The organism is Kitasatospora sp. NPDC001683 (genome assembly GCF_053596495.1).
In genome coordinates this window covers 12,735-37,502 of sequence record NZ_JBSFGK010000079.1, presented here as the reverse complement: position 1 = coordinate 37,502, position 24,768 = coordinate 12,735, and the positions used below count along the sequence as shown (strand labels likewise).

Annotated in this window: 17 protein-coding genes and 2 pseudogenes; 11 read left to right on the top strand and 8 right to left on the bottom strand. The window is 73.2% G+C overall.

What is annotated here, in order from left to right; genetic code table 11:
* Positions 1-212: 212 nt before the first annotated feature.
* The 3 genes from ACWCYO_RS31450 (at position 213) to ACWCYO_RS31440 (ending at position 5,286) form a co-directional block, all read left to right on the top strand.
* A complete protein-coding gene (locus tag ACWCYO_RS31450) occupies positions 213-1,391 on the top strand; it encodes an ROK family transcriptional regulator (RefSeq protein WP_270143379.1) in 1,179 nt (392 codons plus the stop codon).
* Between the two features lie 268 nt (positions 1,392-1,659).
* A complete protein-coding gene (dxs, locus tag ACWCYO_RS31445) occupies positions 1,660-3,564 on the top strand; it encodes a 1-deoxy-D-xylulose-5-phosphate synthase (protein ID WP_449786112.1) in 1,905 nt (634 codons plus the stop codon).
* 195 nt (positions 3,565-3,759) lie between these two features.
* Complete coding sequence (locus tag ACWCYO_RS31440) at positions 3,760-5,286, top strand: ArnT family glycosyltransferase (RefSeq protein ID WP_449786111.1); 1,527 nt, start codon at positions 3,760-3,762, stop codon at positions 5,284-5,286.
* A 71-nt stretch (positions 5,287-5,357) separates the two neighbouring features.
* Here ACWCYO_RS31440 and ACWCYO_RS31435 read toward each other — a convergent pair whose 3' ends face one another.
* The 5 genes from ACWCYO_RS31435 to ACWCYO_RS31415 all read right to left on the bottom strand — a co-directional run bounded on the left by ACWCYO_RS31435 (position 5,358) and on the right by ACWCYO_RS31415 (position 12,197).
* Complete coding sequence (locus ACWCYO_RS31435) at positions 5,358-7,505, bottom strand: 3-hydroxyacyl-CoA dehydrogenase NAD-binding domain-containing protein (RefSeq protein ID WP_449786110.1); 2,148 nt, start codon at positions 7,503-7,505, stop codon at positions 5,358-5,360.
* A gap of 2 nt (positions 7,506-7,507) precedes the next feature.
* Positions 7,508-8,752, bottom strand: coding sequence for a thiolase family protein (locus ACWCYO_RS31430; RefSeq protein WP_270143372.1), 1,245 nt, complete (start codon positions 8,750-8,752; stop codon positions 7,508-7,510).
* A gap of 245 nt (positions 8,753-8,997) precedes the next feature.
* Positions 8,998-10,245, bottom strand: coding sequence for a ribonuclease D (locus ACWCYO_RS31425; RefSeq protein ID WP_270143371.1), 1,248 nt, complete (start codon positions 10,243-10,245; stop codon positions 8,998-9,000).
* A 253-nt stretch (positions 10,246-10,498) separates the two neighbouring features.
* The gene (locus ACWCYO_RS31420) at positions 10,499-11,215 is read right to left on the bottom strand and encodes a response regulator transcription factor (protein WP_030288221.1); all 717 of its coding nucleotides are present in this window, start codon (positions 11,213-11,215) and stop codon (positions 10,499-10,501) included.
* 319 nt (positions 11,216-11,534) lie between these two features.
* A complete protein-coding gene (locus ACWCYO_RS31415) occupies positions 11,535-12,197 on the bottom strand; it encodes a DUF3000 domain-containing protein (protein ID WP_270143370.1) in 663 nt (220 codons plus the stop codon).
* Between the two features lie 236 nt (positions 12,198-12,433).
* Between ACWCYO_RS31415 and hemE the strand changes: the two genes are divergently transcribed.
* From hemE to hemQ, 3 genes are all read left to right on the top strand, one after another.
* On the top strand, positions 12,434-13,447 hold the full coding sequence (gene hemE, locus ACWCYO_RS31410) for a uroporphyrinogen decarboxylase (protein WP_449786113.1): 1,014 nt from the start codon (positions 12,434-12,436) through the stop codon (positions 13,445-13,447).
* Between the two features lie 181 nt (positions 13,448-13,628).
* Positions 13,629-15,059, top strand: coding sequence for a protoporphyrinogen oxidase (hemG, locus tag ACWCYO_RS31405; RefSeq protein WP_270143369.1), 1,431 nt, complete (start codon positions 13,629-13,631; stop codon positions 15,057-15,059).
* Positions 15,056-15,781, top strand: coding sequence for a hydrogen peroxide-dependent heme synthase (gene hemQ, locus ACWCYO_RS31400; RefSeq protein ID WP_270143368.1), 726 nt, complete (start codon positions 15,056-15,058; stop codon positions 15,779-15,781). The genes hemG and hemQ overlap by 4 nt, the downstream gene beginning before the upstream one ends.
* A 70-nt stretch (positions 15,782-15,851) precedes the next feature.
* Here the strand turns inward: hemQ and ACWCYO_RS31395 are convergent, their stop codons facing one another.
* The 3 genes and pseudogenes from ACWCYO_RS31395 to ACWCYO_RS31385 all read right to left on the bottom strand — a co-directional run bounded on the left by ACWCYO_RS31395 (position 15,852) and on the right by ACWCYO_RS31385 (position 19,062).
* A complete protein-coding gene (locus ACWCYO_RS31395; RefSeq protein WP_449786109.1) occupies positions 15,852-16,634 on the bottom strand; it encodes a TIGR04222 domain-containing membrane protein in 783 nt (260 codons plus the stop codon).
* A gap of 92 nt (positions 16,635-16,726) precedes the next feature.
* Positions 16,727-17,791, bottom strand: a complete 1,065-nt coding sequence (locus ACWCYO_RS31390) for a TIGR04222 domain-containing membrane protein (RefSeq protein ID WP_449786108.1) — start codon at positions 17,789-17,791, stop codon at positions 16,727-16,729.
* Positions 17,792-17,818: 27 nt separating this feature from the next.
* Positions 17,819-19,062: pseudogene (locus ACWCYO_RS31385) on the bottom strand (DUF692 domain-containing protein).
* Positions 19,063-19,314: 252 nt separating this feature from the next.
* On the opposite strand from ACWCYO_RS31385, the gene ACWCYO_RS31380 reads away from it, so the two are divergent.
* From ACWCYO_RS31380 to ACWCYO_RS31360, 5 genes and pseudogenes are all read left to right on the top strand, one after another.
* A complete protein-coding gene (locus ACWCYO_RS31380; RefSeq protein WP_449786107.1) occupies positions 19,315-20,241 on the top strand; it encodes a GNAT family N-acetyltransferase in 927 nt (308 codons plus the stop codon).
* A 117-nt stretch (positions 20,242-20,358) separates the two neighbouring features.
* Positions 20,359-21,162 (top strand): hypothetical protein, encoded by an 804-nt coding sequence (locus ACWCYO_RS31375; protein WP_449786106.1) that lies wholly within the window; start codon positions 20,359-20,361, stop codon positions 21,160-21,162.
* 121 nt (positions 21,163-21,283) lie between these two features.
* Positions 21,284-22,294, top strand: coding sequence for an MBL fold metallo-hydrolase (locus tag ACWCYO_RS31370; protein WP_270143359.1), 1,011 nt, complete (start codon positions 21,284-21,286; stop codon positions 22,292-22,294).
* A 97-nt stretch (positions 22,295-22,391) separates the two neighbouring features.
* Positions 22,392-24,287, top strand: coding sequence for an ATP-binding protein (locus ACWCYO_RS31365; RefSeq protein WP_449786105.1), 1,896 nt, complete (start codon positions 22,392-22,394; stop codon positions 24,285-24,287).
* Positions 24,284-24,706: pseudogene (locus tag ACWCYO_RS31360) on the top strand (roadblock/LC7 domain-containing protein); the annotation flags it as partial. The gene ACWCYO_RS31365 and the pseudogene ACWCYO_RS31360, both read left to right, overlap by 4 nt.
* Positions 24,707-24,768: the final 62 nt, after the last annotated feature.

Here is a 24,768-nt window from a genome sequence, read left to right as displayed (position 1 = left end):
CCCCACCCACAGAGTCGGCAGTCGGAAAATCATCCAGCCCCCGGAGCGGCCACCCCCGGAACCGCCCCGGCCACCCACCCTCCCGAGAGCCCCCAACCCTCCCGAGAGCCCCCAACCCCCACCCCAACCCCCACCCCAACCCCCGAGCCGTAGGCTTCAGGAGTTGAAGGGGACACCCGCCGGAGGGTTCCCCACCCCTGGGAGGGTGGATCATGTCGACGGACACACCGGGCTCACAGTCGTCCCTGCACCGGGCGAACCTGGAACGGGTGCTCCGCGCGGTGCGGATGGCCGGCTCGCTCACCCAGGCCGAGATCGCCCGCGGCACCGGCCTCTCCGCGGCCACCGTCTCCAACATCGTGCGGGAACTGAAGGAGAGCGGCACCGTCGTGGTCGCCGACACCTCCTCCGGCGGCCGCCGCGCCCGCAGCGTCTCGCTCAGCGGCGACGCCGGCATCGTGGTCGGCATCGACTTCGGCCACACCCACCTGCGCGTCGCCGTCGGCAACCTCGCGCACCGGGTGCTGGCCGAGGAGAGCGCCCCGATCGACGTGGACGTCTCGGCCGCGCAGGGCTTCGACCGGGCCGAGGCGATGGTCGAGCGGCTGCTGGAGCAGGCCGGGTTCCGCCCGGAGAAGGTGATCGGCGTCGGCCTCGGCGTGCCTGGCCCGATCGACGTGGAGACCGGCGCGCTCGGCTCGACCGCGATCCTGCCCGGCTGGACGGGCATCGCCCCGGGCCGGGAGCTGGCCGAGCGGCTCGGCATGCCGGTGCACGTGGACAACGACGCCAACCTGGGCGCCCTCGGCGAGCTGGTCTGGGGCGCCGGCCGCGGCCTGAGCGACCTCGCGTACATCAAGATCGCCAGCGGCGTCGGCGCCGGCCTGGTGGTCAACGGCCAGATCTACCGCGGCCCGGGCGGCACCGCGGGTGAGATCGGGCACATCACCCTGGACGAGGCCGGCCCGGTCTGCCGCTGCGGCAACCGCGGATGCCTGGAGACCTTCGTCGGCTCCCGCTACCTGCTCTCGCTGCTCACCTCCACCCTCGGCCCGGACCTCTCGCTGCCCCGGGTGGTCGAGCTGGCCCACCAGGGCGACCTCGGCTGCCGCCGGGTGATCGCCGACGCCGGCCGCCAGATCGGTACGGGCGTGGCGACCCTGTGCAACCTGCTCAACCCGCGCCGGGTGATCCTCGGCGGCGACCTCGCCGAGGCCGGTGAGCTGGTGCTCGCCCCCATCCGCGACTCGGTCGCCCGCTACGCCATCCCCAGCGCCGCCCGTCAGCTCTCGGTCGTCCCCGGCACCCTCGGCGGCCGCGCCGAGGTGCTCGGCGCGCTGGCCCTGGTGATGAGCGAGATGGGCGAGTCCGGCGCCCTCGGCCGCCACTGACCTCCCCCGCGACCACCCCAGCGCCGGACTCGGCCACCCCTTGACGAGGAACACTCGTTCGTCACCGCGGATTGACCACCACCCCCCGACCGACCTCCCGGAATGGCGGTAACCAACCTGTGGCACCGGGCGCGCCGCTCGGTGTCCGGCAAGCGGACATTAGACTCGACCGGTCGGTACCGGCCGCGACCACCGGCCTGCCGCCGGACCGGGCAGCGACGCCCGTCGGACCGTCCGTGGTCCGCGAACACTGAACGAGGAGGAACGGGTGGCCCTGCTGACCCGCATTCGGGGACCGCGCGATCTCGACCGGCTCACGCCCGGACAGCTGGCCGCACTGGCCCAGGAGATCCGGACCTTCCTGGTGACCGAGGTCTCCAAGACGGGCGGCCACCTCGGCCCCAACCTCGGCGTGGTGGAGCTCACCATCGCGCTGCACCGGGTGTTCGACTCCCCGCGCGACCGCATCCTCTTCGACACCGGCCACCAGAGCTACGTCCACAAGCTGCTCACCGGCCGCCAGGACTTCTCCCGGCTGAAGATGAGCGGCGGCCTGTCCGGCTACCCGTCCCGCGCCGAGTCCGAGCACGACGTGATCGAGAACTCGCACGCCTCCACGGTCCTCTCGTACGCCGACGGCCTGGCCAAGGCCAACAAGATCCAGGGCAAGGCGGACCCGGTCGTCGCCGTCATCGGCGACGGCGCGCTCACCGGCGGCATGGCCTGGGAGGCGCTCAACAACATCGCCGACGCCAAGGACCTCCCGGTCGTCATCGTCGTCAACGACAACGAGCGCTCCTACTCGCCGACCATCGGCGGCCTGGCCAACCACCTCGCCACGCTGCGCACCACCCAGGGCTACGAGCGCTTCCTCTCCTGGGGCAAGGAGGCCCTGCAGCGCACCCCGGTGGTCGGCCAGCAGCTGTTCGAGACGCTGCACGGCGCCAAGAAGGGCCTCAAGGACTTCATCGCCCCGCAGGGCATGTTCGAGGACCTCGGCCTCAAGTACATCGGCCCGATCGACGGCCACGACCTGACCGCGCTGGAGTCCGCGCTGACCAAGGCGCGCGGCTTCGGCGGCCCGGTGATCGTGCACTGCCTCACCGAGAAGGGCCGCGGCTACCACGCCGCCGAGAACAACGACGAGGACCGCTTCCACGCCGTCGGCGTGATCCACCCGGACACCGGCCTGCCGGTCAAGAACTCGGGCAAGGACTGGACCTCGGTCTTCGGCGAGGAGATGGTCGCGCTCGGCCACGAGCGCGAGGACATCGTCGCGATCACCGCCGCGATGCTCCACCCGGTCGGCCTCGCCCCCTTCGCCAAGGCGTTCCCGGACCGCATCTTCGACGTCGGCATCGCCGAGCAGCACGCCGTCACCAGCGCCGCCGGCCTGGCCACCAACGGGCTGCACCCGGTGTTCGCGGTGTACGCGACCTTCCTGAACCGGGCCTTCGACCAGGTCCTGATGGACGTCGCGCTGCACAAGCTGGGCGTCACCTTCGTGCTCGACCGGGCCGGGGTCACCGGCACGGACGGCGCCTCGCACAACGGCATGTGGGACATGTCGATCCTCCAGGTCATCCCGAGCCTGCGGCTGGCCGCCCCGCGCGACGCCGACCAGGTCCGCGCCCAGCTGCGCGAGGCCGTCCTGGTCAAGGACGCCCCGACGGTGGTCCGCTACTCCAAGGGCACGGTCGGCCCGGCCGTCCCCGCGGTCGGCCGGATCGGCGGCATGGACGTGCTGCGCGCCGCCGAGGAGCCCTCCGGCGCCCACCGCGCCGACGTGCTGATCGTCTCGGTCGGCGCGATGGCCCCGGTCAGCCTGGAGGTCGCCGACCTGCTGGCCGCCCAGGGGATCACCGCCACCGTGGTGGACCCGCGCTGGGTCAAGCCGGTGGACCCGGCCCTGCCGGGCCTGGCCGCCGAGCACCGGGTGGTCGTCACGATCGAGGACAACGGCCGGGTGGGCGGCGTCGGCGCGACCGTCGCCCAGGCGCTGCGGGACGCGGACGTGGACCTGCCGGTGCGCGACTTCGGCATCCCGCAGGAGTTCCTGGACCACGCCAGCCGGAACGAGATCATGGCCGAGATCGGCCTGAACGCCCCCGACATCGCCCAGCGGGTGACCGCCCTGGTCGCCAAGCTGGACGCGGCGCCGGTCGAGGCCTGAGACGGCGCTCGGCGGAACGGGCCGGGAGTCGGTCGCTCCCGAGCCCCTGCTCCCTGAGCCCCCTGCTCCTAGCCCGTTCCGCCGACGACCGATTGTCGTAACCCTGTAACAGTTCGTCATGAAACAAGCTGACAATCGCACTGAATAGCGGGACCGGCGCCATCCGCGCCGATCCCGCCCGGTAGGTTGTCAATCGTGCCGACCCCCACCCGCCTCCGCCTCGCCGGACTGGCCGAGCGCCTGCCCGAGCGCGCCCGTACCCACCTTCGTCAGGGGTACTGGACCAGGCTGGTGCCGGTGCTCGCGCTGGTCGCGCTGGTCACCCACGTCCCGTCGTTCGCCCGGCCCGTCTGGAGCCCGGACGAGGGCTTCCTGGCCACCCAGGCCCGGATGCTCGCGGACGGCGGGGTGCTCTACGACACCGTCGTGGACCGCAAGCCGCCACTGCTCCCCTGGCTCTACCAGGCCTGCTTCGCGGTCTTCGGCTCCGCCTCGCTCTGGCCGCTGCGCACCCTCGCGGTGGTGGCCCACCTGGTCACCGCGATCCTGCTGGCCTCGATCGCCCGCGGCCGCTGGGGCAACCGGGCCGGGGCCGGCGCCGGACTGCTCTACCTGCTGGTCTCCATCGGGCTCTCCCCGGAGGACACCCAGGCGGCGACCTTCGAGGTCTTCATGCTGCCCGCGATGGTGGCCGCGTTCCGCTACGCCGAGCGCCGCCGCTGGCTGGCCGCGGGCATCGCGGTCGCGCTCTGCTCGCTGACCAAGCAGACCGGCGGAGCGGTCCTGCTGCCGGTGCTCTGGATGCTCCTGCAGGACGCCCGCCGACGAGGGGTGCGCTGGCCGCCCGCGCTGTTCAAGATCGGGTTCGGCTTCGCGGTGCCGATAGCCCTGGTCGCGGTCATCCTGACCAAGCCCAAGGGCTTCCTCTTCTGGGTGGTCACCGGCAGCGGCGACTACGCCTCCTTCGGCGGCGCCTGGCTGCAGATGCTCGGCCGGGCCTTCGGCAACCTGGGCATCCTGGCCGCGGCGGGCCTCGGCTTCCTGTACCCGGTCGGCCGCCGGCTCTGGCTCGAGTACCGCCAGCGCCCGCTGCCGGTGGCCGGCGCGGAGCACGGCTCGACCACGGACCTCTGGGTCTGGCTGCTCTCCTCGGTCGTCGCGGTCAGCGTGGGCTTCCACTTCTTCGGTCACTACTACCTGCAGCTGATGCCCCCGCTGGTGCTGCTGGGCACCGGGGCGGTCGCCACCTCGGCGATCCGCTGGAAGCCCGTCCTGGTGTACACCACGGTCGCCGCCACCGTGTTCTGGGGCCTGGCCCTGGGCTGGCCGGGGGAGCAGATGAGCCGCAACACCGAGGTCGCCACCGCGGTCGCCGCCCAGACCACCCCCAAGGACACCGTGCTGGTCTGGGGCATGCACCCCGAGCTGTACTGGCTGGCCGACCGCAAGCCCGCCAGCCGCTACCTGACCGCCGGCTTCCTCACCAACTACAGCGGCGGCAAGGACGGCAGCCCCAACGTGGGCGAGCAGTTCAGCGTCAACAACGCCTGGCAGACCTTCGACAAGGAGCTCGCCAACGGCCTGCCCGAGGTCTTCGTGGACGACTCCGGCATCGCCCCGTACCAGCCGGTGCTGGTCCCCCGGATCGAGAACCTGCTGGACACCCACTACGAGATGATCGGCGTCATCGGCGACACCGTCGTCTACCGCCTCAAGCACTGAGGCCCGGAAAGCCCCAACGCACGAAGGAGCCCCCGGCGACCAGCCGGGGGCTCCTCGGGTTCGGCTACGCCTTACGCGGGCACCGAGGCCACGCCGGGGGCGAGGAACTTCTTGCCGTTCACCCGCTCCGAGATGCCCTCACGGTCCAGGTACGGGGTGATCCCGCCCAGGTGGAAGGGCCAGCCGGCGCCGGTGATCATGCAGAGGTCGATGTCCTGCGCCTCGGCGACGACACCCTCGTCCAGCATCAGGCCGATCTCCTGCGCCACGGCCTCGAGGGCGCGGCTCAGCACCTGCTCCTCGGTGAGCACCGTGTCGCCGAAGGTCAGCAGCTCCAGCACCTCGGGGTCGAGGACCTGCTTGCCGTCCACCCAGGTGTAGAAGCCGCGCTTGCCGGCCCTGACCACCTTGCCGAGGTTCTCGGAGACGGTGAACCGCTCCGGGAAGGCGCCGTGCAGGGTCTCCGAGACGTGCAGGGCGATGGCCGGGCCGACCAGCTCCAGCAGCATGATCGGGGACATCGGCAGGCCGAGCGGCTCGACGGCCTTCTCGACGCTGGCGATCGGGGTGCCCTCGTCGATGATGTTCTGGATCTCGCCCATGAAGCGGGTCAGGATCCGGTTCACCACGAACGCCGGGGCGTCCTTGCAGAGCACCGAGGTCTTCTTCAGCTTCTTCGACACGGCGAAGGCGGTGGCCAGCGACGCGTCGTCGGTCTGCTCGCCGCGGACGATCTCCAGCAGCGGCAGGATCGCGACCGGGTTGAAGAAGTGGAAGCCGACGACCCGCTCCGGGTGCTTCAGCTTCGAGGCCATCTCGGTGACCGACAGCGAGGAGGTGTTGGTCGCCAGCACGCAGGTCGGCGAGACCACGTTCTCCAGGTCCGCGAAGACGGTCTGCTTGACGCCCATCTCCTCGAACACGGCCTCGATGACGAAGTCCGCGTCGCCGAAGGCGGCGGCCTTGTCCAGCGAGCCGGTGACCAGGCCCTTGAGGCGGTTGGCCTTGTCCTGGCCGATCCGGCCCTTGCCGAGCAGCTTGTCGATCTCGGCGTGGACGTAGCCGACGCCCTTGTCGACGCGCTCCTGGTCGATGTCGGTGAGGACCACCGGCACCTCCAGACGGCGGGCGAACAGCAGCGCCAGCTGCGAGGCCATCAGACCGGCGCCGACGACGCCGACCTTGGAGACCGGGCGGGCCAGCGACTTGTCCGGCGCGCCGACCGGGCGCTTGGCCCGGCGCTGCACCAGGTTGAAGGCGTAGATGCCGCTGCGCAGCTCGCCGCTCATGATGAGGTCGGCCAGGGCCGCGTCCTCGGCGTCGAAGCCGGCCTGCAGGCTGGCCTTGTCGGCGAGGTCGGCGTCCTTGACGGCGGCGATGATGTCCAGCGCCTTGTAGGCGGCCGGGGCGGCGCCGTGCACCTTGCCGTCGGCGACCATGCGGCCCCACAGGACGGCGTCGTCCCAGGCCTTGCCGCGGTCGATCGCCTCGCGCTCGACGACCAGGTCGCCCTTGACGACCTTGGCGGCCCACAGCAGCGACTGCTCCAGGAAGTCGGCCGGCTCGAAGATCGCGTCGGCGATCCCCAGCTCGAACACGTCCTTGCCCTTGAGCTGCTTGTTCTGGTTCATCGAGTTCTCGATGATGACCTTGACGGCCTTACCGGCGCCGATCAGGTTCGGCAGGATGGTGCAGCCGCCCCAGCCGGGGACGAGGCCGAGGAAGACCTCGGGCAGCGAGAAGGCCGGAACGCCCGCGGACACCGTGCGGTAGTCGCAGTGCAGGCCGACCTCGACGCCGCCGCCCATGGCCGCGCCGTTGTAGAAGGCGAAGGTCGGGACGGGCAGCGCGGCGATCCGCTTGAAGACCTCGTGGCCGCCCTTGCCGATGGCCAGCGCGTCCGCGTGCTGCTGGAGCAGCTCGACGCCCTTGAGGTCGGCGCCGACCGCGAAGATGAACGGCTTGCCGGTGATCGCGGCACCGACGATCTTGCCCTCGGCGGCCTCGGCCTCGACCTGGTCCAGCGCCTCGGACAGCTTCAGCAGCGAGCCCGGGCCGAAGGTGGTCGGCTTGGTGTGGTCGAAGCCGTTGTCCAGGGTGATCAGGGCCAGCTTGCCGGCCTGCAGCGGCAGGTCCAGGTGGCGGACGTGCGCGGTCGTGACGACCTCGCCCGGGAACAGCTCGGCGCCGCGCTGGAGCAGCTCAGTGGTGTTGCTCATGGTCACTTACCACCCTCGAGCTCGGACGACTTTTCCGCTCCGCTCCAATGCGGGTTCTCCCAGATGATGGTGCCGCCCATGCCGAAGCCGATGCACATCGTGGTGAGGCCGTAGCGGACGTCCGGGCGCTGCTCGAAGCGGCGGGCCAGCTGGTTCATCAGGCGCACGCCCGAGGAGGCCAGCGGGTGGCCGAAGGCGATCGCACCGCCGTACGGGTTGACCCGCTCGTCGTCGTCCGCGATGCCGTAGTGGTCCAGGAAGGACAGCACCTGGACGGCGAAGGCCTCGTTGACCTCGAAGGCCTGGATGTCGTCGATGGTCAGACCGGCCTTGGCCAGCGCCTTCTCGGTGGCCGGCACCGGGCCGATGCCCATGACCTCGGGCTCGACGCCAGCGAAGGCGTAGGAGACCAGGCGCATCTTGACCGGGAGGCCGAGCTCCTCGGCGACGTCCTCGGCGGCCAGCAGCGAGGCGGTGGCACCGTCGTTCAGACCGGCCGAGTTGCCCGCGGTGATGTTGCCGTGCGGGCGGAACGGGGTCTTCAGGTTGGCCAGCGACTCCATCGTGGTGCCCGGGCGCATCGGCTCGTCCACGGTGGCCAGGCCCCAGCCGGTCTCGCCGACCTCGGGGTTGGTGTTGCGGATCGAGATCGGCACCAGGTCGGGCTGGATGTCGCCGTTGGCGTACGCCTTGGCGGCCTTCTCCTGGGAGCGCACGGCGTAGGCGTCGCAGCGCTCCTTGGTCAGGTGCGGGAACCGGTCGTGCAGGTTCTCCGCGGTCATGCCCATGAACAGGGCGGACTCGTCGACCAGCTTCTCGGAGACGAAGCGCGGGTTCGGGTCCACGCCCTCGCCCATCGGGTGGCGGCCCATGTGCTCGACGCCGCCGGCCACGACCACGTCGTACGCGCCGAAGGCGATGCCGCCGGCGGTGGTGGTCACGGCGGTCAGGGCGCCGGCGCACATGCGGTCGATCGCGTAACCGGGGACGGACTTCGGCAGGCCGGACAGCAGGGCGGCGGTGCGCCCGATGGTCAGACCCTGGTCGCCGATCTGCGTGGTGGCCGCGATGGCGACCTCGTCGATGCGCTCGACGGGCAGGTTCGGGTTACGGCGCACGAGCTCCCGGATGCACTTGACGACGAGGTCGTCGGCGCGCGTCTCGTGGTAGATGCCCTTCGGGCCGGCCTTGCCGAACGGGGTGCGGACGCCATCGACGAAGACGACGTCCCTCGCGGTACGAGGCACGGGGGCTCTCCTCCCAGGGACCAACATTTCGAGGTGGGCAGGCGGCCGCCGGCGAAATGCCCGAGCGGCGCCGCATCACGGCCATGCTACCGGTCGGTAACCAACCTGCCCAGGCCCCTCGGAGGGTTCTGACCATGTGTCCCGCGACACGTCCGGCGGCACGTCCGACCAGGAAGCCTTCCCGGAGACGCCGAAGGGGATGCCGTCCGTGCGGACGACATCCCCTTATGCGGAACCCGGTCGGATCAGCCCTGGGCCGTGGTGGCGGCGGAGGCGAAGGCGGCGGCGACCACCGGTGCCACCAGGTCGACCTGCCACTGCCGGGCGCCGAGCCGGCGCAGCGCGGCGGCCACGCCCTCGGCGCTCAGCTCGGCTGGCGGCTCCCAGGAGACCCGGCGCACCAGGTCCGGGGTGATCAGGTTCTCGGCCGGCAGGTGGTGGCGCTCGGCCAGCTCGCTGATCGCGGCGCGGGCGCCGGACAGCCGGGCGGCGGCCACCGGGTCCTTCTCCGCCCAGGCCCGCGGCGGCGGCGGTCCGTCGTGCGGCGCGGCGGCCGGCGGCAGCTGGTTCTCCGGAACCTCCCGGCCGCGCTGCACGGCAGCCAGCCACTGGTCCAGCTGGCGCCGGTGCAGCCGCGGGCCGAAGCCCTGCACGGCCTGCAGCGCGGCGACGTTCAGCGGCATGGCCAGCGCGGCGTTGACGATCGCGGCGTCCGAGAGCACCCGGCCGGGGGAGACGTCGCGCTCCTGGGCCATCCGGTCGCGGGTCAGCCACAGCTCGCGCACCACGGCCAGCTGGCGGCGCCGGCGGACCTTGTGCAGCTGCGAGGTGCGCCGCCACGGGTCGGTGCGCGGGGCCGGGCGGGGCGCGGCGGCGATCGAGGCGAACTCCTCCAGGGCCCAGTCGAGCTTGCCCTGGGCGTCCAGCTCCTGTTCGAGTGCGTCACGCAGCTCGACCAGCACCTCGACGTCCAGAGCCGCGTAGCGCAGCCAGGGCTCGGGCAGCGGGCGGGTGGACCAGTCCACCGCCGAGTGCTCCTTGGCCAGGCTCAGCCCGAGCACGTTCTCGGTCATCGGCCCGAGGCCCACCCGGGCGAAGCCGGCGATCCGCCCGGCCAGCTCGGTGTCGAACAGGCGCGTCGGTCTCATGCCCACCTCGGCCAGGCAGGGCAGGTCCTGGGTGGCGGCGTGCACCACCCATTCGGCGTCCGCGATGGCGGAACCCAGCCCGCTGAGGTCGGGGCAGGCGATCGGATCGATCAGGGCGGAGCCGGCGCCGGATCGGCGCAGCTGAATGAGGTACGCCCGCTGCCCGTAGCGGTAGCCGGAGGCGCGCTCGGCATCGACGGCGACCGGTCCGCTGCCCGTGGCGAAGGCGGCGATCGTGGCGGCCAGCGCCTGCTCGTCCGCCACGACGGGCGGGATCCCCTCCTTCGGTTCGAGGAGCGGGACCGGGGCTGCTTCTTCTGGGATGGCTGCTACGGCGTCGGTCACCCACCAAGGGTACGACGGTCCCCGGAACTGGGAGTGTTGTCGGACTGGTCAGACTGCCATTCGGCTCGACCCTTCTCCCTTTCGGCACCGGAGCGCCCCTTCGGCTCGGGGCGGGTGATTCGCCCACTCGCCGCCGGGGCGCTGTGGCTCTCTCGGACGCCGTAAGACGCCGGGCACGCACGGGCGGCGGTCCAGGAGGAACGTTCCTCCTGGACCGCCGTGGTTCCAACGAGAGGGGGCGGCCCCGGTTGGCTCAGTGGATGATGCCGGTGCGCAGCGCGACCGCGACCATCCCGGCGCGGTCGCCGGTGCCGAGCTTGCGGGCGATCCGGGCGAGGTGGCTCTTCACGGTGAGCGCCGACAGGCCCATCGCCACGCCGATCGCCTTGTTCGACTGGCCCTCGGCGACCAGCCGCAGCACCTCGACCTCACGGCCGGACAACTCGCGGTAGGCGGCCTGCTGCGGGCCCGGCGCACCGGGAGCCCCGGGCGCGCCCGGAGCGCCGGCGGCACCCGGCATGCCCGGCATCCCGGGGCGCCGCATCCGGCCGGCCAGCCCGGCGGCACCGAGCGGCAGGCCCGGGCGGCCCGGCATCGCGACGTTGGTGCGGGTGCCGGTGACCACGTAGCCCTTGACGCCGCCGGCCAGCGCGCTGCGGACCGCGCCGATGTCATCGGCGGCCGACAGGGCCAGGCCGTTGGGCCAGCCCGCGGCGCGGGTCTCGGCGAGGATGGTCAGCCCGGAGCCGTCCGGCAGGTGCACGTCGGCGACGCAGATGTCGCGCGGGGTGGAGACCCGGGGACGGGCCTCGGCGATCGAGGACACCTCGATCACGTCGCGGACGCCGAGCGCCCACAGGTGACGGGTGACGGTGTTTCGGACGCGGGGATCAGCGATGACCACCATGGCGGTGGGCTTGGTCGGGCGGTAGGCGACCACGTTTGCGGGGTGCTCAAGAAGGACCGACACCAGGCCTCCTGCGGGGAGTGGCGGACGGAACCCCGAGGGGGCGGTCGGAGTGTTCCGCGTTCGGAAAGGGTCACAGTCTGCTTCGGCAGCAACCGTGCCCGGCTTTAGCGAAAGATCACGATCTAGTGAGTAACAATACGGACAAATCGCGCATATGAGTGATGACACATGCCCCGAAATCGCACAAAATCGATCAGATTCGACGCAGATCGGTCGACTTTGACAGGTTTATTGACGTAGAGCGGGATCGAAGTCACACTCCGTCAGCCCTGGGGGTGGCATCGGGGCAGGAGGTGCCGTCCGGCCCGGACGCCACCCGTCAGTGCGACCGCGGGCGTCGCCGGGCGGGCATCGGGACCACCCCACCGAGTGACGTGACCTCGGCCGGGGGCTGCGGGGACGGGGTGGCCGGCGGAAGCCCGGCGCTGATGCAGAGCAGGTCCCCCCAGGCCGCCAGGTGCCGCTCGAACCGCCGGTCGGCCGGCGTCCAGGAGGCCCGGATCTCGATCTCGGTCGAGGAGGGGCGGTCCGCCAGGCCGCCGAAGTACTGCGACGCGCAGCGGGTCACCGTGCCGGACGGCTCCGCGTAGCCGGCGCCGTGCGCCTGCAGCGCGTCCAGCAGCCAGGCCCAGCCGACCTCGGAGAGCATCGGGTCGCCGGCCATCTCCGGCTCCAGCTCGGCCCGGGTCATGGTGACCACCCGGAACTCCCCGTTCCAGGCCTCCTGCCCGGCCGGGTCGTACAGCAGCACCAGCCGGCCGTCGGCCAGCTCCTCGCCGTCCACCTCCACCTCGGCGGTCAGCGCGAACGCGTACGGGGCGAGCCGGCGCGGGGCCGGCGCGGGGGAGAGCTGGAGCTCCGGCCGCAGCCGCGCCCCCTCGAGGGCCTCCACGGCGGCCCGGAACTCGCTCGGCGCCCCCTCGCGACCCGTTCCGCCACCTGTTCCGCCACCCTGCGCGGGGTGCCCGCCGACCGCTGCCATGACCCGAAGACTAGGTCGAAAACCCGGGTTATCGCCGCAACTTCCGTCCGAGCGGCGTGCCGGAACGGCAAACCCGGGCAGATCTTGGAGGAACCGACGAGACCGCCCGAGGAGGCGGGCCCCGGGCGCATGCGAAGATTTGACCCGTGAGCGAGACTACGGCAGACCCGACGGCGGCCACCCCCGACGGCCGATCCACCCCCGCGCGCCGCGGCGCCGCGCACGACTCCGCGTTCCTGCGCGCCTGCCGGCACGAGCCGGTGCCCCACACCCCGGTGTGGTTCATGCGCCAGGCGGGCCGTTCGCTGCCCGAGTACCTGAAGGTCCGCGAGGACATCCCCATGCTGGAGTCCTGCATGCGGCCCGAGCTGGTCAAGGAGATCACCCTGCAGCCGGTGCGCCGGCACAAGGTGGACGCGGCGATCTTCTTCAGCGACATCGTGGTGCCGCTCAAGGCCGTCGGCATCGACGTGGACATCAAGCCCGGCATCGGCCCGGTCATCGCCGATCCGATCCGCACCTTTGAGGACCTCAAGCGGCTGCGCCCGCTGGAGCCCGACGACGTCCCGTACGTCACCGAGGCCGTCGGCCTGCTGGTGGACGAGCTCGGCGAGACCCCGCTGATCGGCTTCGCCGGTGCGCCGTACACGCTGGCCAGCTACCTGGTCGAGGGCGGGCCCTCCAAGAACCACGAGAACACCAAGGCCATGATGTACGGGCAGCCCGAGCTGTGGGCCGCCCTGGTGGACCGGCTCGCGGACATCACCTCCGCCTTCCTGAAGGTGCAGATCGAGGCGGGCGCCTCCGCGGTCCAGCTGTTCGACTCCTGGGTCGGTTCGCTCGCGCCCGACGACTACCGCCGCTCGGTCATGCCGGCCAGCGCCAAGGTCTTCGACGCGGTCGCCTCCTACGGGGTGCCCCGGATCCACTTCGGCGTCGGCACCGGCGAGCTGCTCGGACTGATGGGCCAGGCCGGCGCGGACATCGTCGGCGTCGACTGGCGGGTGCCGCTGAACGTCGCCGCCGAGCGAGTCGGCCCCGGCAAGGGCCTGCAGGGCAACCTCGACCCGGCGGTGCTGTTCGCCCCCACCAAGGTCGTGGAGACCAAGGCCCGCGAGGTGCTGCACGCCGCCCAGGCGCTCGGCACCAGCGGCCACATCTTCAACCTCGGGCACGGCGTGATGCCGTCCATGGACCCGGACGCGCTCAGCCGCCTGGTCGCCTTCGTGCACGAGGCCAGCGCGCGCTGACGCCCTGCGGTGGCGGGCCCCGGGACCGCGGGGGCCCGCCACCGTCGCGTCGGTCGGTCCTCCTCGGCTTCGTCGGGTACGCGGGGCGTGCTGGAGCGGCCGGTGCCGTTCCCGGTCCTGGTCGATCTCTCGCGTGCAGCGGATTGAGGGTTCGGCGTAAAGACCTGCGAGACTGCGAAGCATGTCGGATGCACAGGTCGTCGTCGTCGGTGGTGGGATCGCGGGGCTCGCTGCGGCTGCCTTCCTGAGCGGGGCGGCCGGGGGGCCGGCGCGGGCGCGGGTGACGGTGCTGGAGGCATCCGGGCGGGTCGGCGGGAAGCTGTGGGGCGGGGAGGTCGGCGGGGTCCGGGTGGACCTCGGGGCCGAGTCGGTGCTGGCGCGGCGGCCGGAGGCGGTGGAGCTGGCGCGGGCGGTCGGGCTGGGGGAGGAGCTGGAGCCGCCGACCACCGCGAAGGCGGCGATCTGGACCCGCGGCGCGCTGCGGCCACTGCCGGGCGGGCAGGTGATGGGCGTCCCCGGTGACCTGGAGGCGCTGGCCGCCTCCGGGGTGCTCACCGCAGAGGGGCTGGAGCGGGCCCGCAGCGAGCGGGCCACCGAGGTCGGGGCGGACGTCGCGATCGGCCGCTACGTCGCCGACCGGCTGGGCCGGGAGGTGGTGGACCGGCTGGTCGAGCCGCTGCTGGGCGGCGTCTACGCCGGGCGCGCCGACGAGATCTCGCTGCGCGCCGCCGTGCCGCAGCTGCTGCCGATCGCCCGGGGCGGCGGCTCGCTGGTCGAGGGGGTGCACGAGCTGGCCTCCCGGCCGCAGGTGGTCGGCACCCCGGTGTTCCAGGGGCTGCGCGGCGGCCTCGGCACCCTGCCGGAGGCGGTCGCCGCGGCCTGTGTCAAGGCGGGCGTGGACCTGCGCACCGGCACCCCGGTGGAGGAGCTGCGCCGCACCCCCGAGGGCTGGCGGTTGGTGGCCGGCGGTGAGGTGCTGACCGCGGACGCCGTGGTGCTGGCCGTCCCGGCGCCGGCCGCGGCCCGGCTGCTGCGCGCGGACGCCCCGGCGGCGGCCGTCGAGCTGGACACCGTCGAGTACGCCGGCATGGCGCTGGTGACCCTGGCGTTCCGCCGCGCCGACCTGACCGAGCCGCCCACCGGCAGCGGCTTCCTGGTGCCGCCGGTGGACGGCCGCCGGATCAAGGCCTCGACCTTCTCCTCCAACAAGTGGGGCTGGCTGGAGCGCTCCGCCCCGGACGCGTTCCTGCTGCGCACCTCGCTCGGCCGCCACCGCGAGGACGAGGTGCTGGAGCTGTCGGACGAGGAGCTGGTGGCCCGCTCGCTGGCGGACCTGGAGGAGGCGATCGGCCTGACCGCCCGGCCGTACGACACCTTCGTGTCGCGCTTCACGGCCGGCCTGCCGCAGTACCCGGTGGGCCACCTGGACCGGGTGGCCCGGGTGCGGGCGGCGGTGGGGGCGGTGGGGGCCCTGGCGCTGTGCGGCGCCGCGTACGACGGGGTGGGGATTCCGGCCTGCATCGGTTCGGCGGCCGCCGCCGCGGCGGCCATCGACGAACTGTTGACCCCGGCGACCGGGGAAGGTTCCACGGAGAGGACAATGGGCGCATGACTGAGAGCGTTGAGCGGGAGCCGGAGCAGCAGCCCGAGAAGAAGAAGGCGCGCGACCTGAACCAGGTCATCCGCTACACCATGTGGTCGGTGTTCAAGCTCAAGGGCATCCTGCCCGAGGACCGCACCGCCCTCGCCGCCGAGGTGGACGAGCTGTTCGCCCAGCTCGCCGCCAAGGACGTGACGGTGCGCGGCACCTACGACGTGTCCGGGCTGCGCGCGGACGCCGACATCCTGATCTGGTGGCACGCCGAGGACTCGGACGACCTGCAGGAGGCGTACAACCGCTTCCGCCGCACCGGCCTGGGCCGCCAGCTGGAGCCGGTCTGGTCGAACATGGCCCTGCACCGCCCGGCCGAGTTCAACAAGTCGCACATCCCGGCGTTCCTGGCCGACGAGCGCGCGCGTGACTACGTCTGCGTGTACCCGTTCGTCCGCTCGTACGACTGGTACCTGCTGCCGGACGAGGACCGGCGCGCGATGCTCGCCGAGCACGGCATGCAGGCGCGCGGCTACCCGGACGTGCGGGCCAACACGGTGGCCTCGTTCGCGCTCGGCGACTACGAGTGGCTGCTCGCCTTCGAGGCGGACGAGCTGCACCGGATCGTCGACCTGATGCGCGACCTGCGCGCCTCCCGGGCCCGGATGCACGTCCGCGAGGAGGTGCCGTTCTTCACCGGCCGCCGCAAGCCGGTGAGCGAGCTGCTGAACGGCCTGGTCTGACCCGCACCGCAACGGAGGCCGGTTCCCCCTGCTGCTGAGGGGGAGCCGGCCTCCGGTGGTTCCGGGGAGCTCAGGTCCGGTGCGGGCGGAGGGCGGCGCGCAGGCGGGCGTCGGGGAGGACGGCGGGGCCGTTCATGGCGACGGCGGTGAGCAGTTCGCGTTCCTCGTCGTCGGCGAGGCCGCGCTGGCGGGCCGGGCGGACCTCGCGCAGCACCTCCTGGCCGACCGGGGAGGCCCACCGGGTGTACGGGTAGACGTCGACCCGGGCCATCAGCAGGGTGCCCGTGGTGAGCACCAGCGGCAGCGAGAACCAGGCGAGCGGGGCGATGGTGTCACCGCCGGTGAAGCCGCTGAGGGACAGCGAGGCGGCGAGCAGCACCAGGGTCAGCAGCATCGCGTGCCGGACCTGGCGGACCACCACCACGGTGTTGCGCTGGATCAGGGCCGGGGTGGCCAGGCCGGCCAGCGCCAGCCGGGCGCCGATCTCCAGCACGGTGGGGTGTTCGGCCATCGCCCGGCGCAGTTCGTCCGTACGGCACTGGCCGTCGGGGCCGACGGTGGAGACCACCGCACGTTCCAGGCGGCTGCGGCCCTTGGGGTCGACCACGGTGGTCCAGCCGGTGTGCGCGAGGTGCAGACGGCCGCGGCCGGCCATCAGGACGAGGGCGAGCTCCACCACCCGGTCCGGGCCGCCGGCCAGGTAGGCCGTCTCGTAGAGCCCGATGCCGACGGCCTCCGGCGGGCGCGACCGTTCCTGGTCGGCGAGGGCGTCGGCGGTGGCGGTCATCCGCACCAGCCGGAGGCAGGAGAGCACCGCCGCGACACAGGCCGGTATCAGGAACAGCAACCACATGGGCTTGTTGTATGCCTGGGGCCGTCGTGCGCGGAACGGCTTCCCGGACCGCGATACCGAACTGTGACGTCGGCCGCGCGGCCTCCCGGAGCTCAGGAGCCGCAGCCGCCGCCGCAGCTGGAACCGCAACTGGACCCGCAGCTGGACGACGACGAGCCGCAGCTGGAGTGCGAGGACCCGCAGCTGGAGTGGTGCGAGGAGCCGCAGCTCGACGAGGACGAGCCGCAGCTCGACGTGGAGGAGCCTGAGCCGGAGGAGCCGGAGGAGCCGCACCAGCTGGCGGAGCCGCCGCAGGACGAGGACGACGAGGACGGGGAGGAGGCCAAGGAGGACGACGAGGTGCTCGCGGTGGCCTGCCGAATCGCCTCCTCCTGGGCCGCGGCCGCCAGCATCGCCTCCTCCAACTCCTGGTTCTCCAGCCCGGCGACGGCCAGTCCGCCGAGCGCGAGCGCGCCCAGCATGGCGCCGCCCGCGAGCCGGGGCGAGATGCCGGAGCTCGGCGTCCACGGGGTGCCGCCCTGCATCAGGGTGAGCTGGCGCTGCCCGGCGGGGGTGATCCGGCCCTTGGCCGGGGAGGTGGCGCCCAGGGTGACGGCGCCGAGGAGCAGCAGGAAGCCCGGGACCAACAGGGCGGGACGCTCGTGGTGGGCCTGGTGGTCGTCGAGCAGCAGGGCGAGCACGGCGAAGACCACGAGGTCGAGCATCGCGATCCAGAGCAGCCGGCGGGCGGTGCGGGCCCGCTGCATCCGCTCGGGGCGGCGCATCAGGCCGCGGTCGGCGAGCCGGTCGCCGATCTCCTGGACGGCCGCCGAGCGCATCACCATGCGGCGCAGCGGGCCGAGTTCCCGGCTGCCGGTCGGGCCGACGGCGTCGTGGACCGCCTGGTCGACGGTGTCGTACGGCTTGGCGCCGGTGAGGGTGACCAGGCCGGAACGGCTGATCACGACCTGCTCGCCGAGGTGCATCCGGACCAGCGCGGTGTCGACGACTCGGCCGGGACCGCCGGCCAGGAAGGCGGTGTCCAGCAGCGGCAGTCCGCGGCCGGGCAGGCCCTGCGGGTACGGGACGTGCCGGACCCGCTGGTGGGTCTGGGCGGCGTACAGCGCGGCGGCGACCAGCAGGACGGCCGGGATCAGGAAGTAGCCGTTGTGCCACATGGGCGGTTCCCCCGAGGTGTGAATGGGTCAGCGGCCGCGCAGGGCCCGGCGCAGGCGGGTGAGCGGGCCGGGTGGGGCCTGCTCAGCCGCCGGCGCCGGGTGGAGCCACTGCTCCAGGGCGCGGCGGTGGTCGGCGGCGAGCGGGCCGCCGTCGGTGAGCACCCACGCGGCGAAGGCCCGGACGTCGGCGCGGTAGCCGCCGGTCTGCGGGTGGGTGCGGGCGTAGCCGAGGAAGAGCGGCCCGTACTGCGCCCCGAGCAGGCGGGGCAGGTCGGGGGCGATCTTCGCGGTGGTGTCGCGCCGCTTGGCGGCGAGGCCGGTGGACTGGGCACGGACCTGGTCCGGGTCGAAGCCGGCCGGGACGGGCCCGCCGGCCACCAGGGCGGCCAGCAGTTCCTCCTGCCGCCGGGCCAGGCGCTCCCGGGCGGTGCCGGTCGTGCGCTCGCCGTGATCCAGCTCGCTCATCGCGGGGCGCTCCCCTCCAGCACCCGGCGGATGGCGTCCAGTTCACCGGCCAGTTCGGAGGGCGGCGGGAAGCCGGCGTCGCGTTCCAGCAGGACGCCGGGCGGTGCGACCCGCGCGCACAGTTCGGCCAGCACCTCCAGCACCGGTTCGGTGACGGGGTGGGCGTGGGTGTCGTGCCACACGCCGTCGACCAGGGTGCCGCCGGCGACGTGCACGTACGCGAGCGCCTCCAGTGGCAGGCGGTCGAGTTCGGCGGCCGGGTCGATGCCGAGGTTGACCCGGTTGGTGTGCAGGTTGGCGACGTCGATCAGCAGTCGGACACCGGTCCGGGCGACCAGTTCGGCGAGGAACTCGCCCTCGGTGAACTCGTCGTCCGGCCAGGCGAGTTGGGCGGCGATGTTCTCCAGGGCGAGCGGCACCGGGAGCTGGTCCTGGGCGATCCGGACGTTCTCGGCGATCACCCGCAGCGAGTCCCGGGTGCGGGGGACGGGCAGCAGGTGGCCGGCCTCCAGGCCGCCGGCCCGGACGAAGGCCAGGTGCTCGGTGACCAGCGGCGAGCCGAGCGCGAGCGCCGCCCCGGCGAGTTTGTCGAGCCGCTCCGGGTCGGGCAGCCCGGCGCCGCCGAGGCCGAGGCCGACGCCGTGCGGGACGACGGTGACGCCGCGCTCGCGCAGGACGGTGAGCGAGGCGGGCAGGTGGTCGGCGCAGATGTTCTCGGCGACCACCTCGACCCAGTCCAGACCGGGTTGGCGTTCGACCACGGTGTCGATCTCGCTGCGCCAGCCGAGGCCGACGCCGAGCTCGATCGCGGTCCCGACGCCGGGTCGGGTCACGGAGGCAGGGGAAGTCATCGGTGCGCCCCCTTCGGAGGGCTGGGTGGGGAGGCCGTCGGGCGGTGCGGGCGTCGTCGCCAGGACCGCGCGGCCGTGCTGCTGAGGATGTCCCCGGGCGGGGTGGCTGCCAAGCCTCACCCGGTCTTCTCAGAGCATTATTTGAGCTTGCGTTCGGTCGCGAAAATCGAAGGCGGCGGCGGGCGGCGGCGGATAGCGTGCGAACCCATGACTACGAGCGCACTGACGATCCGTGAGTTCCGCCCCGAGGACGCCGAGGCGGTGGCGGCCGCCCACCGGGCCGGGCGCGAGCACCTGGTGATGACCGCCGAGGCCCTGCTCTGGCTGAACGCCCAGCAGAATCCCGACCAGCACTTCCGCACCTTCGTCGCCGAGTCGGACGGCCGGGTGGTCGGCGCGGTGCGCTGCGCGGTGGTGCTCGGGACGACGACCGCCGGCGTCGGCTACGCCAACGGCAGCGTGCTGCCGGAGTTCCGGCGGCGCGGCGCGGCCACCGCGCTGCTGGCCGCGGCCGAACGGCACCTGGCCGGCCACGGGGTGACCGAGCTGCACACCTGGCTGGACGACGAGCCCGCCTCGCTGGCCTTCGGCACCGCCCGGGGCTACGAGATCGGCCGCAGCGCGCAGTTCGGCGGGCGGGACCTGACGCTGCCGTTGCCGCCGGCGCCGGTACGGCCGGCCGGTGTCGAGCTGCGCCCGGCCACCGAGTGGGCGGACGATCCCCGCCCGCTGTTCCTGGTGGCGGCGGACGCGATCCGGGACGAGCCCGGCGAGGTGGAGATGGACGCCCTGGACTACGAGGAGTGGCTGCGGGGGGACTGGGCCCGGCCGGACCTGGACCGGGGGCTGACGGTGGTCGCCGTGGTGGACGGCGAGCCGGCCGCGTTCACCCTGGCGTGGACCGACGGGGTGGACCGCTACTGGTCCGCGTTCACCGCCTGCCGCCGGGACTTCCGCGGCCGCGGCCTGGCCAAGCTGGCCAAGCTGGAGTCGCTGCGCCTCGCTGCGGCGGCCGGCTTCCGGCGCGCGTACACCAGCAACGACACCACCAACGCGCCGATGCTCGCGGTCAACTCCTGGCTCGGGTACGAGCGCTGCGCGGGGGAGCGCAAGGGGATCAAGCGTCTGGCATGACCGTCCGTGTCTGAATCGTCACGCTCCGAATCGCCGGGATGGGGGTACTTTCGGCCACGAACGGGGACTTAACCAGGGCGCACAGTTCGTGGTCGAGTCTTCCTCCCGGGGGATCATATGGAGATCCTGCTCCAGGTGCTGATCGCATCGGTTCCGGCCGTCATCGGTTTCCTCGCGGCCCGTTCCCTCGCCCGTACCAGACTGTTCCTGCGCTACGGCTTCCTGCGGGCGCTGCTGGCGCCGTACGGCCGGGTGCAGATCGTCATCCCGAGCCTGGAGGTGGCGGAGTTCGCCTTCACCTCGGACGGCTGCCAGCTGAGCAGCCGGGGGCCGAAGAACGTGCTGTTCGTGCCGATGGCCGAGGCCAGGGCGATAGCGGAGCTGACCGACCTGCTGCGGAAGGTCAACCGGAAGGCGACGATCGAGCTGGTGGTGGCCGGGGCGCAGGATCCGCGGATGCCGACGTTCTCGATCGGCGGACCGGGCGTCAACTCCTACTCCGGCGGGGTGCTGGAGGCGGTGTTCCCGGACTTCGCCATCGAGTACCCGGACGAGGTGCGCGCCCGCTGGGGCGGGATGACCTTCGAGGCGCTGTACAACCCGGCCGGGGAGCTGATCCGCGACCACGGCTTCCTCTTCGTCACCCGCACGCCCCGGCACGCGCCCTGCGTGGTGCTCTGCGGGGTGTTCGCCTTCGGCTCCGCGATGGCGGTGGAGGCGCTGACCTCGGCGAGCCGGAGCTCCCCGCTGGCGGCGCTGTTCCGCTCGGGGGAGAAAGGATTCGCCGCGGTGGAGGGGCGGGTGATCGGGCTGGACACCGTGGACGTCACGGTCGAGGTCTGCCGGATCCTCCCCGCGCCCCGGTCCGACGTCCCGGCGGGATTCCGGGGCGAGGTGTCCACCGGTCGTCCCGAGCCGTGAGACGATGGATCTCCACCGCGCAGAACGAAACCGGACAGGGCGGGAGAGACCGGGGCATGAACTCCAGTCATCCGAACGGGTTTTGCCCCATCCTTGACACGACATGGGCATAATCGCGCGCATGACGATCAACCGTGCGAACGTGAGCGCGATTGCCGAGGACCTGTACGTGTGGCTCCCCCCGAAGCGGGGCTGGGGCCTGGCCAACTGCGGACTGCTGACCTCCGAGACCACCGCGCTCTGGATCGACACCCCGTACGACCCCTCACTGGCCGGGGAGTTCCTGGCCGCCAGCCGGCGCCTGCTGCCGACCGGGGTCGACATCGACCGGGTGGTCGTCACCCACGCCAACGGCGACCACCTGTGGGGCGCCGGGGTGCTCCCCGACGCCGAGGTGATCGCCACCCGCGAGGCGCTGGAACACATCCACTGGGAGCCCACTCCCCAGCAGCAGCACGCGCTGCTCGCCAACAGCGACCCGGACTCCCCGCTCGGCGGCTACCTCCGCGAGCACTTCGGCCGCTTCGACTGGTCCACCACCGAGCCGGTGCACCCGGACACCGTGTTCACCGGCGAACTGGAGCTGAAGGTCGGCCGCCACCCGGTGCAGATCACCAGCCTGCCCGCCGCCCACACGGGTGGCGACCTCATGGTCCACCTCCCGCACCAGCGCGCGGTGTTCACCGGTGACGTGATCTTCTCCTCGACCCCCGAGCAGCCCGGCGACCACCCCTCGCACTGGGCCGGCCCGCTGGAGAACATCATCGGCGCCTGCGAACAGGCACTGGCCACCGGCGCGGAGATCTTCGTCCCCGGCCACGGCCCGGTGCTCGACCGCGACGGCGTCCACGGGCACATCGACTACCTGGCGTACGTCCGCGAGCGCGCCCACGCCCTGCACGCCGCCGGGATACCCGCGCTGGACGCCGCCCGGCGGGTGATCGCCGAGCAGCGCCACCCCGAACTCGGCCTGCCCGAGCGGCTGGTGCTCACCGTCGCGGCCGAGTACCGGCACCTGGACGGCACCGAGCAGCCCGGCATCCTGGACGCCATGGGCCAGGTCGCCCTGGTGGCCCGCGAACTGGCCGAGGGCACCGCCGGCATCCCGCACCCGCGCTCCGCCCGGAACTGACCGCCGGATTCCGGCCGGAACCGACCGCCGGATTCCGACCGGTCCGGAAACCCGGGCGACGGCCCGGCCCAACCAGCGAGGACACCCGAGGACTTCGATGACGCAGATCGCGCTGATCGCGCTGGTCGCCCTGGCGGTGGTGGCCGTCACGGCCACGATCCTGCTCTCCCGAGGCCGGGCCCGGGCCCTCGCCGCAGCTGCGGACGCCGAGACCGCCCGCAGCCGCGGCGAGCAGCAGCTGCGCCTGGCCGAGGGACGACTCACCCACGCCGAACGGGAGTTGAGCGAGGCCCAGCAGGCCGCGCAGCACTCGGCCGAGCAGACCCGCCGCGCCGAGGAGCGTTCCCGGGCCGCCGAGGAGCGCTCCCGGGCCGCCGAGCAACAGGGCAACGCCGCGCGCCTCCTCGCCGAGGAAGCGGCCGCCCGCGCCGACGAAGCGACCGCCCGCGCCGCGGAGGCCGAGGACCGGCTCGCCGCCGCCGAGCGGCACGCCGCCGCGCTGTTCGCCGAGATCGGCCACCTCGCTCAGGAGCGGGTCGCCGCCACCGCCGTCCGGCTGACCCACACCAACGCCCCGCCGGTCGGCCCACTGGACGCGCAGGCCGTGGGCCCCGAGGCCGTGCACGCGCTGCAGTCCGTCCTGGACGCCGCCACCGCGGCCCTCGACGACGAACGCGAGCGGGTCGACGCCGCCGCCCGGGCCGCCATGCGCGGCGCCACCTCCCGGATCCAGACCCTGCTGTACCAGATCCAGAGCCTGGTGCAGCAGCTCCAGCACGAGAACGACGACCCCCGGCTGCTGGAGGTCGACTTCCGCAACGAGGTCGCGCTGCGCCGGATCCAGACCGTCGCCGTGCTGTGCGAGGCCTGGCCGGGCCTGGCCCGGACCGACTCCCCGCTCGCCGAGGTGGTCGTCGGCGCGCTCTCCCGGGTGCCCGGCTACGCCCGGATCAAGGTCGCCAACCACCTGCGCGAGCAGCGACTGGCCGTGGCCGCCCGGGCCGCCGAGCCGATCGCCATCACCATCGCCGAGATGCTCGCCAACGCCACCGCCTACTCCCACCCGGAGACCGACGTCCCGGTCACCGTCCAGCAGGGCGGCCGCGGCGCGCTGGTGATCGTCGACGACAGCGGCATCGGCATGGACGAGGATCAGCTGCGCCGGGCCCGCCGGCTGCTGGCCGGCCCGTCGGACGTGCTGCTCACCGAGCTCGGCAACCCGCCCAAGACCGGCTTCGCGGTGATCGGCAAGCTGGCCCGCCAGTACGGTTTCGCCTGCCACATCGAGCCCTCGCCGTACGGCGGCATGCGGACCATCCTGCGCATCCCGGCCGCGCTGGTGACGGTGGTGGACGACGAGCAGCCGCTGTCGGTGCTCACCCCGCTGCCGCTGCGGGCCGGCACCGGCCCGGCGCCCGCGCCCGCCGTCGCGGCCGTCCCGCCGATGCGCGACGCCGACGAACAGGACGGGCCGGTGCTCGCCGACCGCCACCACCAGCCCGGCCCGCTCCCGGCGCCGGCCATCCACGTGGTGCCCGACCCGGACCAGGGCGCCGCGCCGGGCGGGGACGGCAGCGGGCTGCCCAGCCGGCGCCGCCGCCGTCCGCTCACCGCGGAGGAACCGGGGGCCGGCCTCGGGACGGCGGCGCCGGGAACGGCGAGCGCCCCGGGGGAGCAGCCCGCGCCGTACGTCCGCAGCCCCGAGCAGGCCGCCGCCCACTGGCAGGCGCTGCAGCGGGGCACCGACTCCGGCCGGGCCGCCGCGGCGCGGACAGCCGGAGGCGGCACCGGGGCCCGCGAGACCCGTACGAGCACTGCGACCAGCATGAGTACTGGTACCCGTACGAGCGCTGCGACCGGTACGAGCGATGGGACCCGTGCGTCGAGCGAGGCCGGCGAGTCCGGCGAGACCAGCAGCACCGGTGGCACCACCGCCGGCCGCGGAACCGGTGGCCACACCACTGGGACGACCTTAGAAGGAGCCGAGCAGTGAGCAGCTCGCCCAGCCCGACCGCCACCGACGAGATCTCCTGGGTGCTGAACCCGCTGCTGGAGCTGCCGGGGGTGCTGCACGCGGTGGTCGCCACCGGTGACGGCCTCGTCGAGGGCGCCTCCGACGGCCTCGGCCGGGCCTCCGCCGAGCGGGTCGCCGCGATGACCGCCACCGTGCACGCCGCCGCCCGCGCCTTCACCAGCGCGTTCACCGACACCGAGCGGCCCCGGCTGGCCCAGACCGTGGTGGAGTCCGACCTCGGCTACGCCATCGTCGTCCCCGCCGGGGAGAACACCTCGCTCGCCGTGTTCACCGCCCCGGACGCCCAACTCGGCAACGTGGCCTACCAGATGCAGCTCCAGGTCGCCGCCCTGGGCCGCGTGCTCGCCAGCCCCGCCCGGCGCCAGGACGCCGGGGCAGCGGACGCCGGGGCAGCGGACATCGTGGCAGCGGGCGTCGGAGCGCCGGGCGTCGGGTTGCC

What these genes read in the sequence shown, in the direction of transcription:
- ACWCYO_RS31450 (WP_270143379.1), top strand. Translation starts at nt 213, where the DNA reads ATGTCGACGGACACACCGGGCTCACAGTCGTCCCTGCACCGGGCGAAC.
- ACWCYO_RS31435 (WP_449786110.1), bottom strand. Translation starts at nt 7,505, where the DNA reads ATGAGCAACACCACTGAGCTGCTCCAGCGCGGCGCCGAGCTGTTCCCG.
- ACWCYO_RS31415 (WP_270143370.1), bottom strand. Translation starts at nt 12,197, where the DNA reads ATGGCAGCGGTCGGCGGGCACCCCGCGCAGGGTGGCGGAACAGGTGGC.
- hemG (WP_270143369.1), top strand. Translation starts at nt 13,629, where the DNA reads ATGTCGGATGCACAGGTCGTCGTCGTCGGTGGTGGGATCGCGGGGCTC.
- hemQ (WP_270143368.1), top strand. Translation starts at nt 15,056, where the DNA reads ATGACTGAGAGCGTTGAGCGGGAGCCGGAGCAGCAGCCCGAGAAGAAG.
- ACWCYO_RS31395 (WP_449786109.1), bottom strand. Translation starts at nt 16,634, where the DNA reads ATGTGGTTGCTGTTCCTGATACCGGCCTGTGTCGCGGCGGTGCTCTCC.
- ACWCYO_RS31390 (WP_449786108.1), bottom strand. Translation starts at nt 17,791, where the DNA reads ATGTGGCACAACGGCTACTTCCTGATCCCGGCCGTCCTGCTGGTCGCC.
- ACWCYO_RS31380 (WP_449786107.1), top strand. Translation starts at nt 19,315, where the DNA reads ATGACTACGAGCGCACTGACGATCCGTGAGTTCCGCCCCGAGGACGCC.
- ACWCYO_RS31375 (WP_449786106.1), top strand. Translation starts at nt 20,359, where the DNA reads ATGGAGATCCTGCTCCAGGTGCTGATCGCATCGGTTCCGGCCGTCATC.
- ACWCYO_RS31370 (WP_270143359.1), top strand. Translation starts at nt 21,284, where the DNA reads ATGACGATCAACCGTGCGAACGTGAGCGCGATTGCCGAGGACCTGTAC.
- ACWCYO_RS31365 (WP_449786105.1), top strand. Translation starts at nt 22,392, where the DNA reads ATGACGCAGATCGCGCTGATCGCGCTGGTCGCCCTGGCGGTGGTGGCC.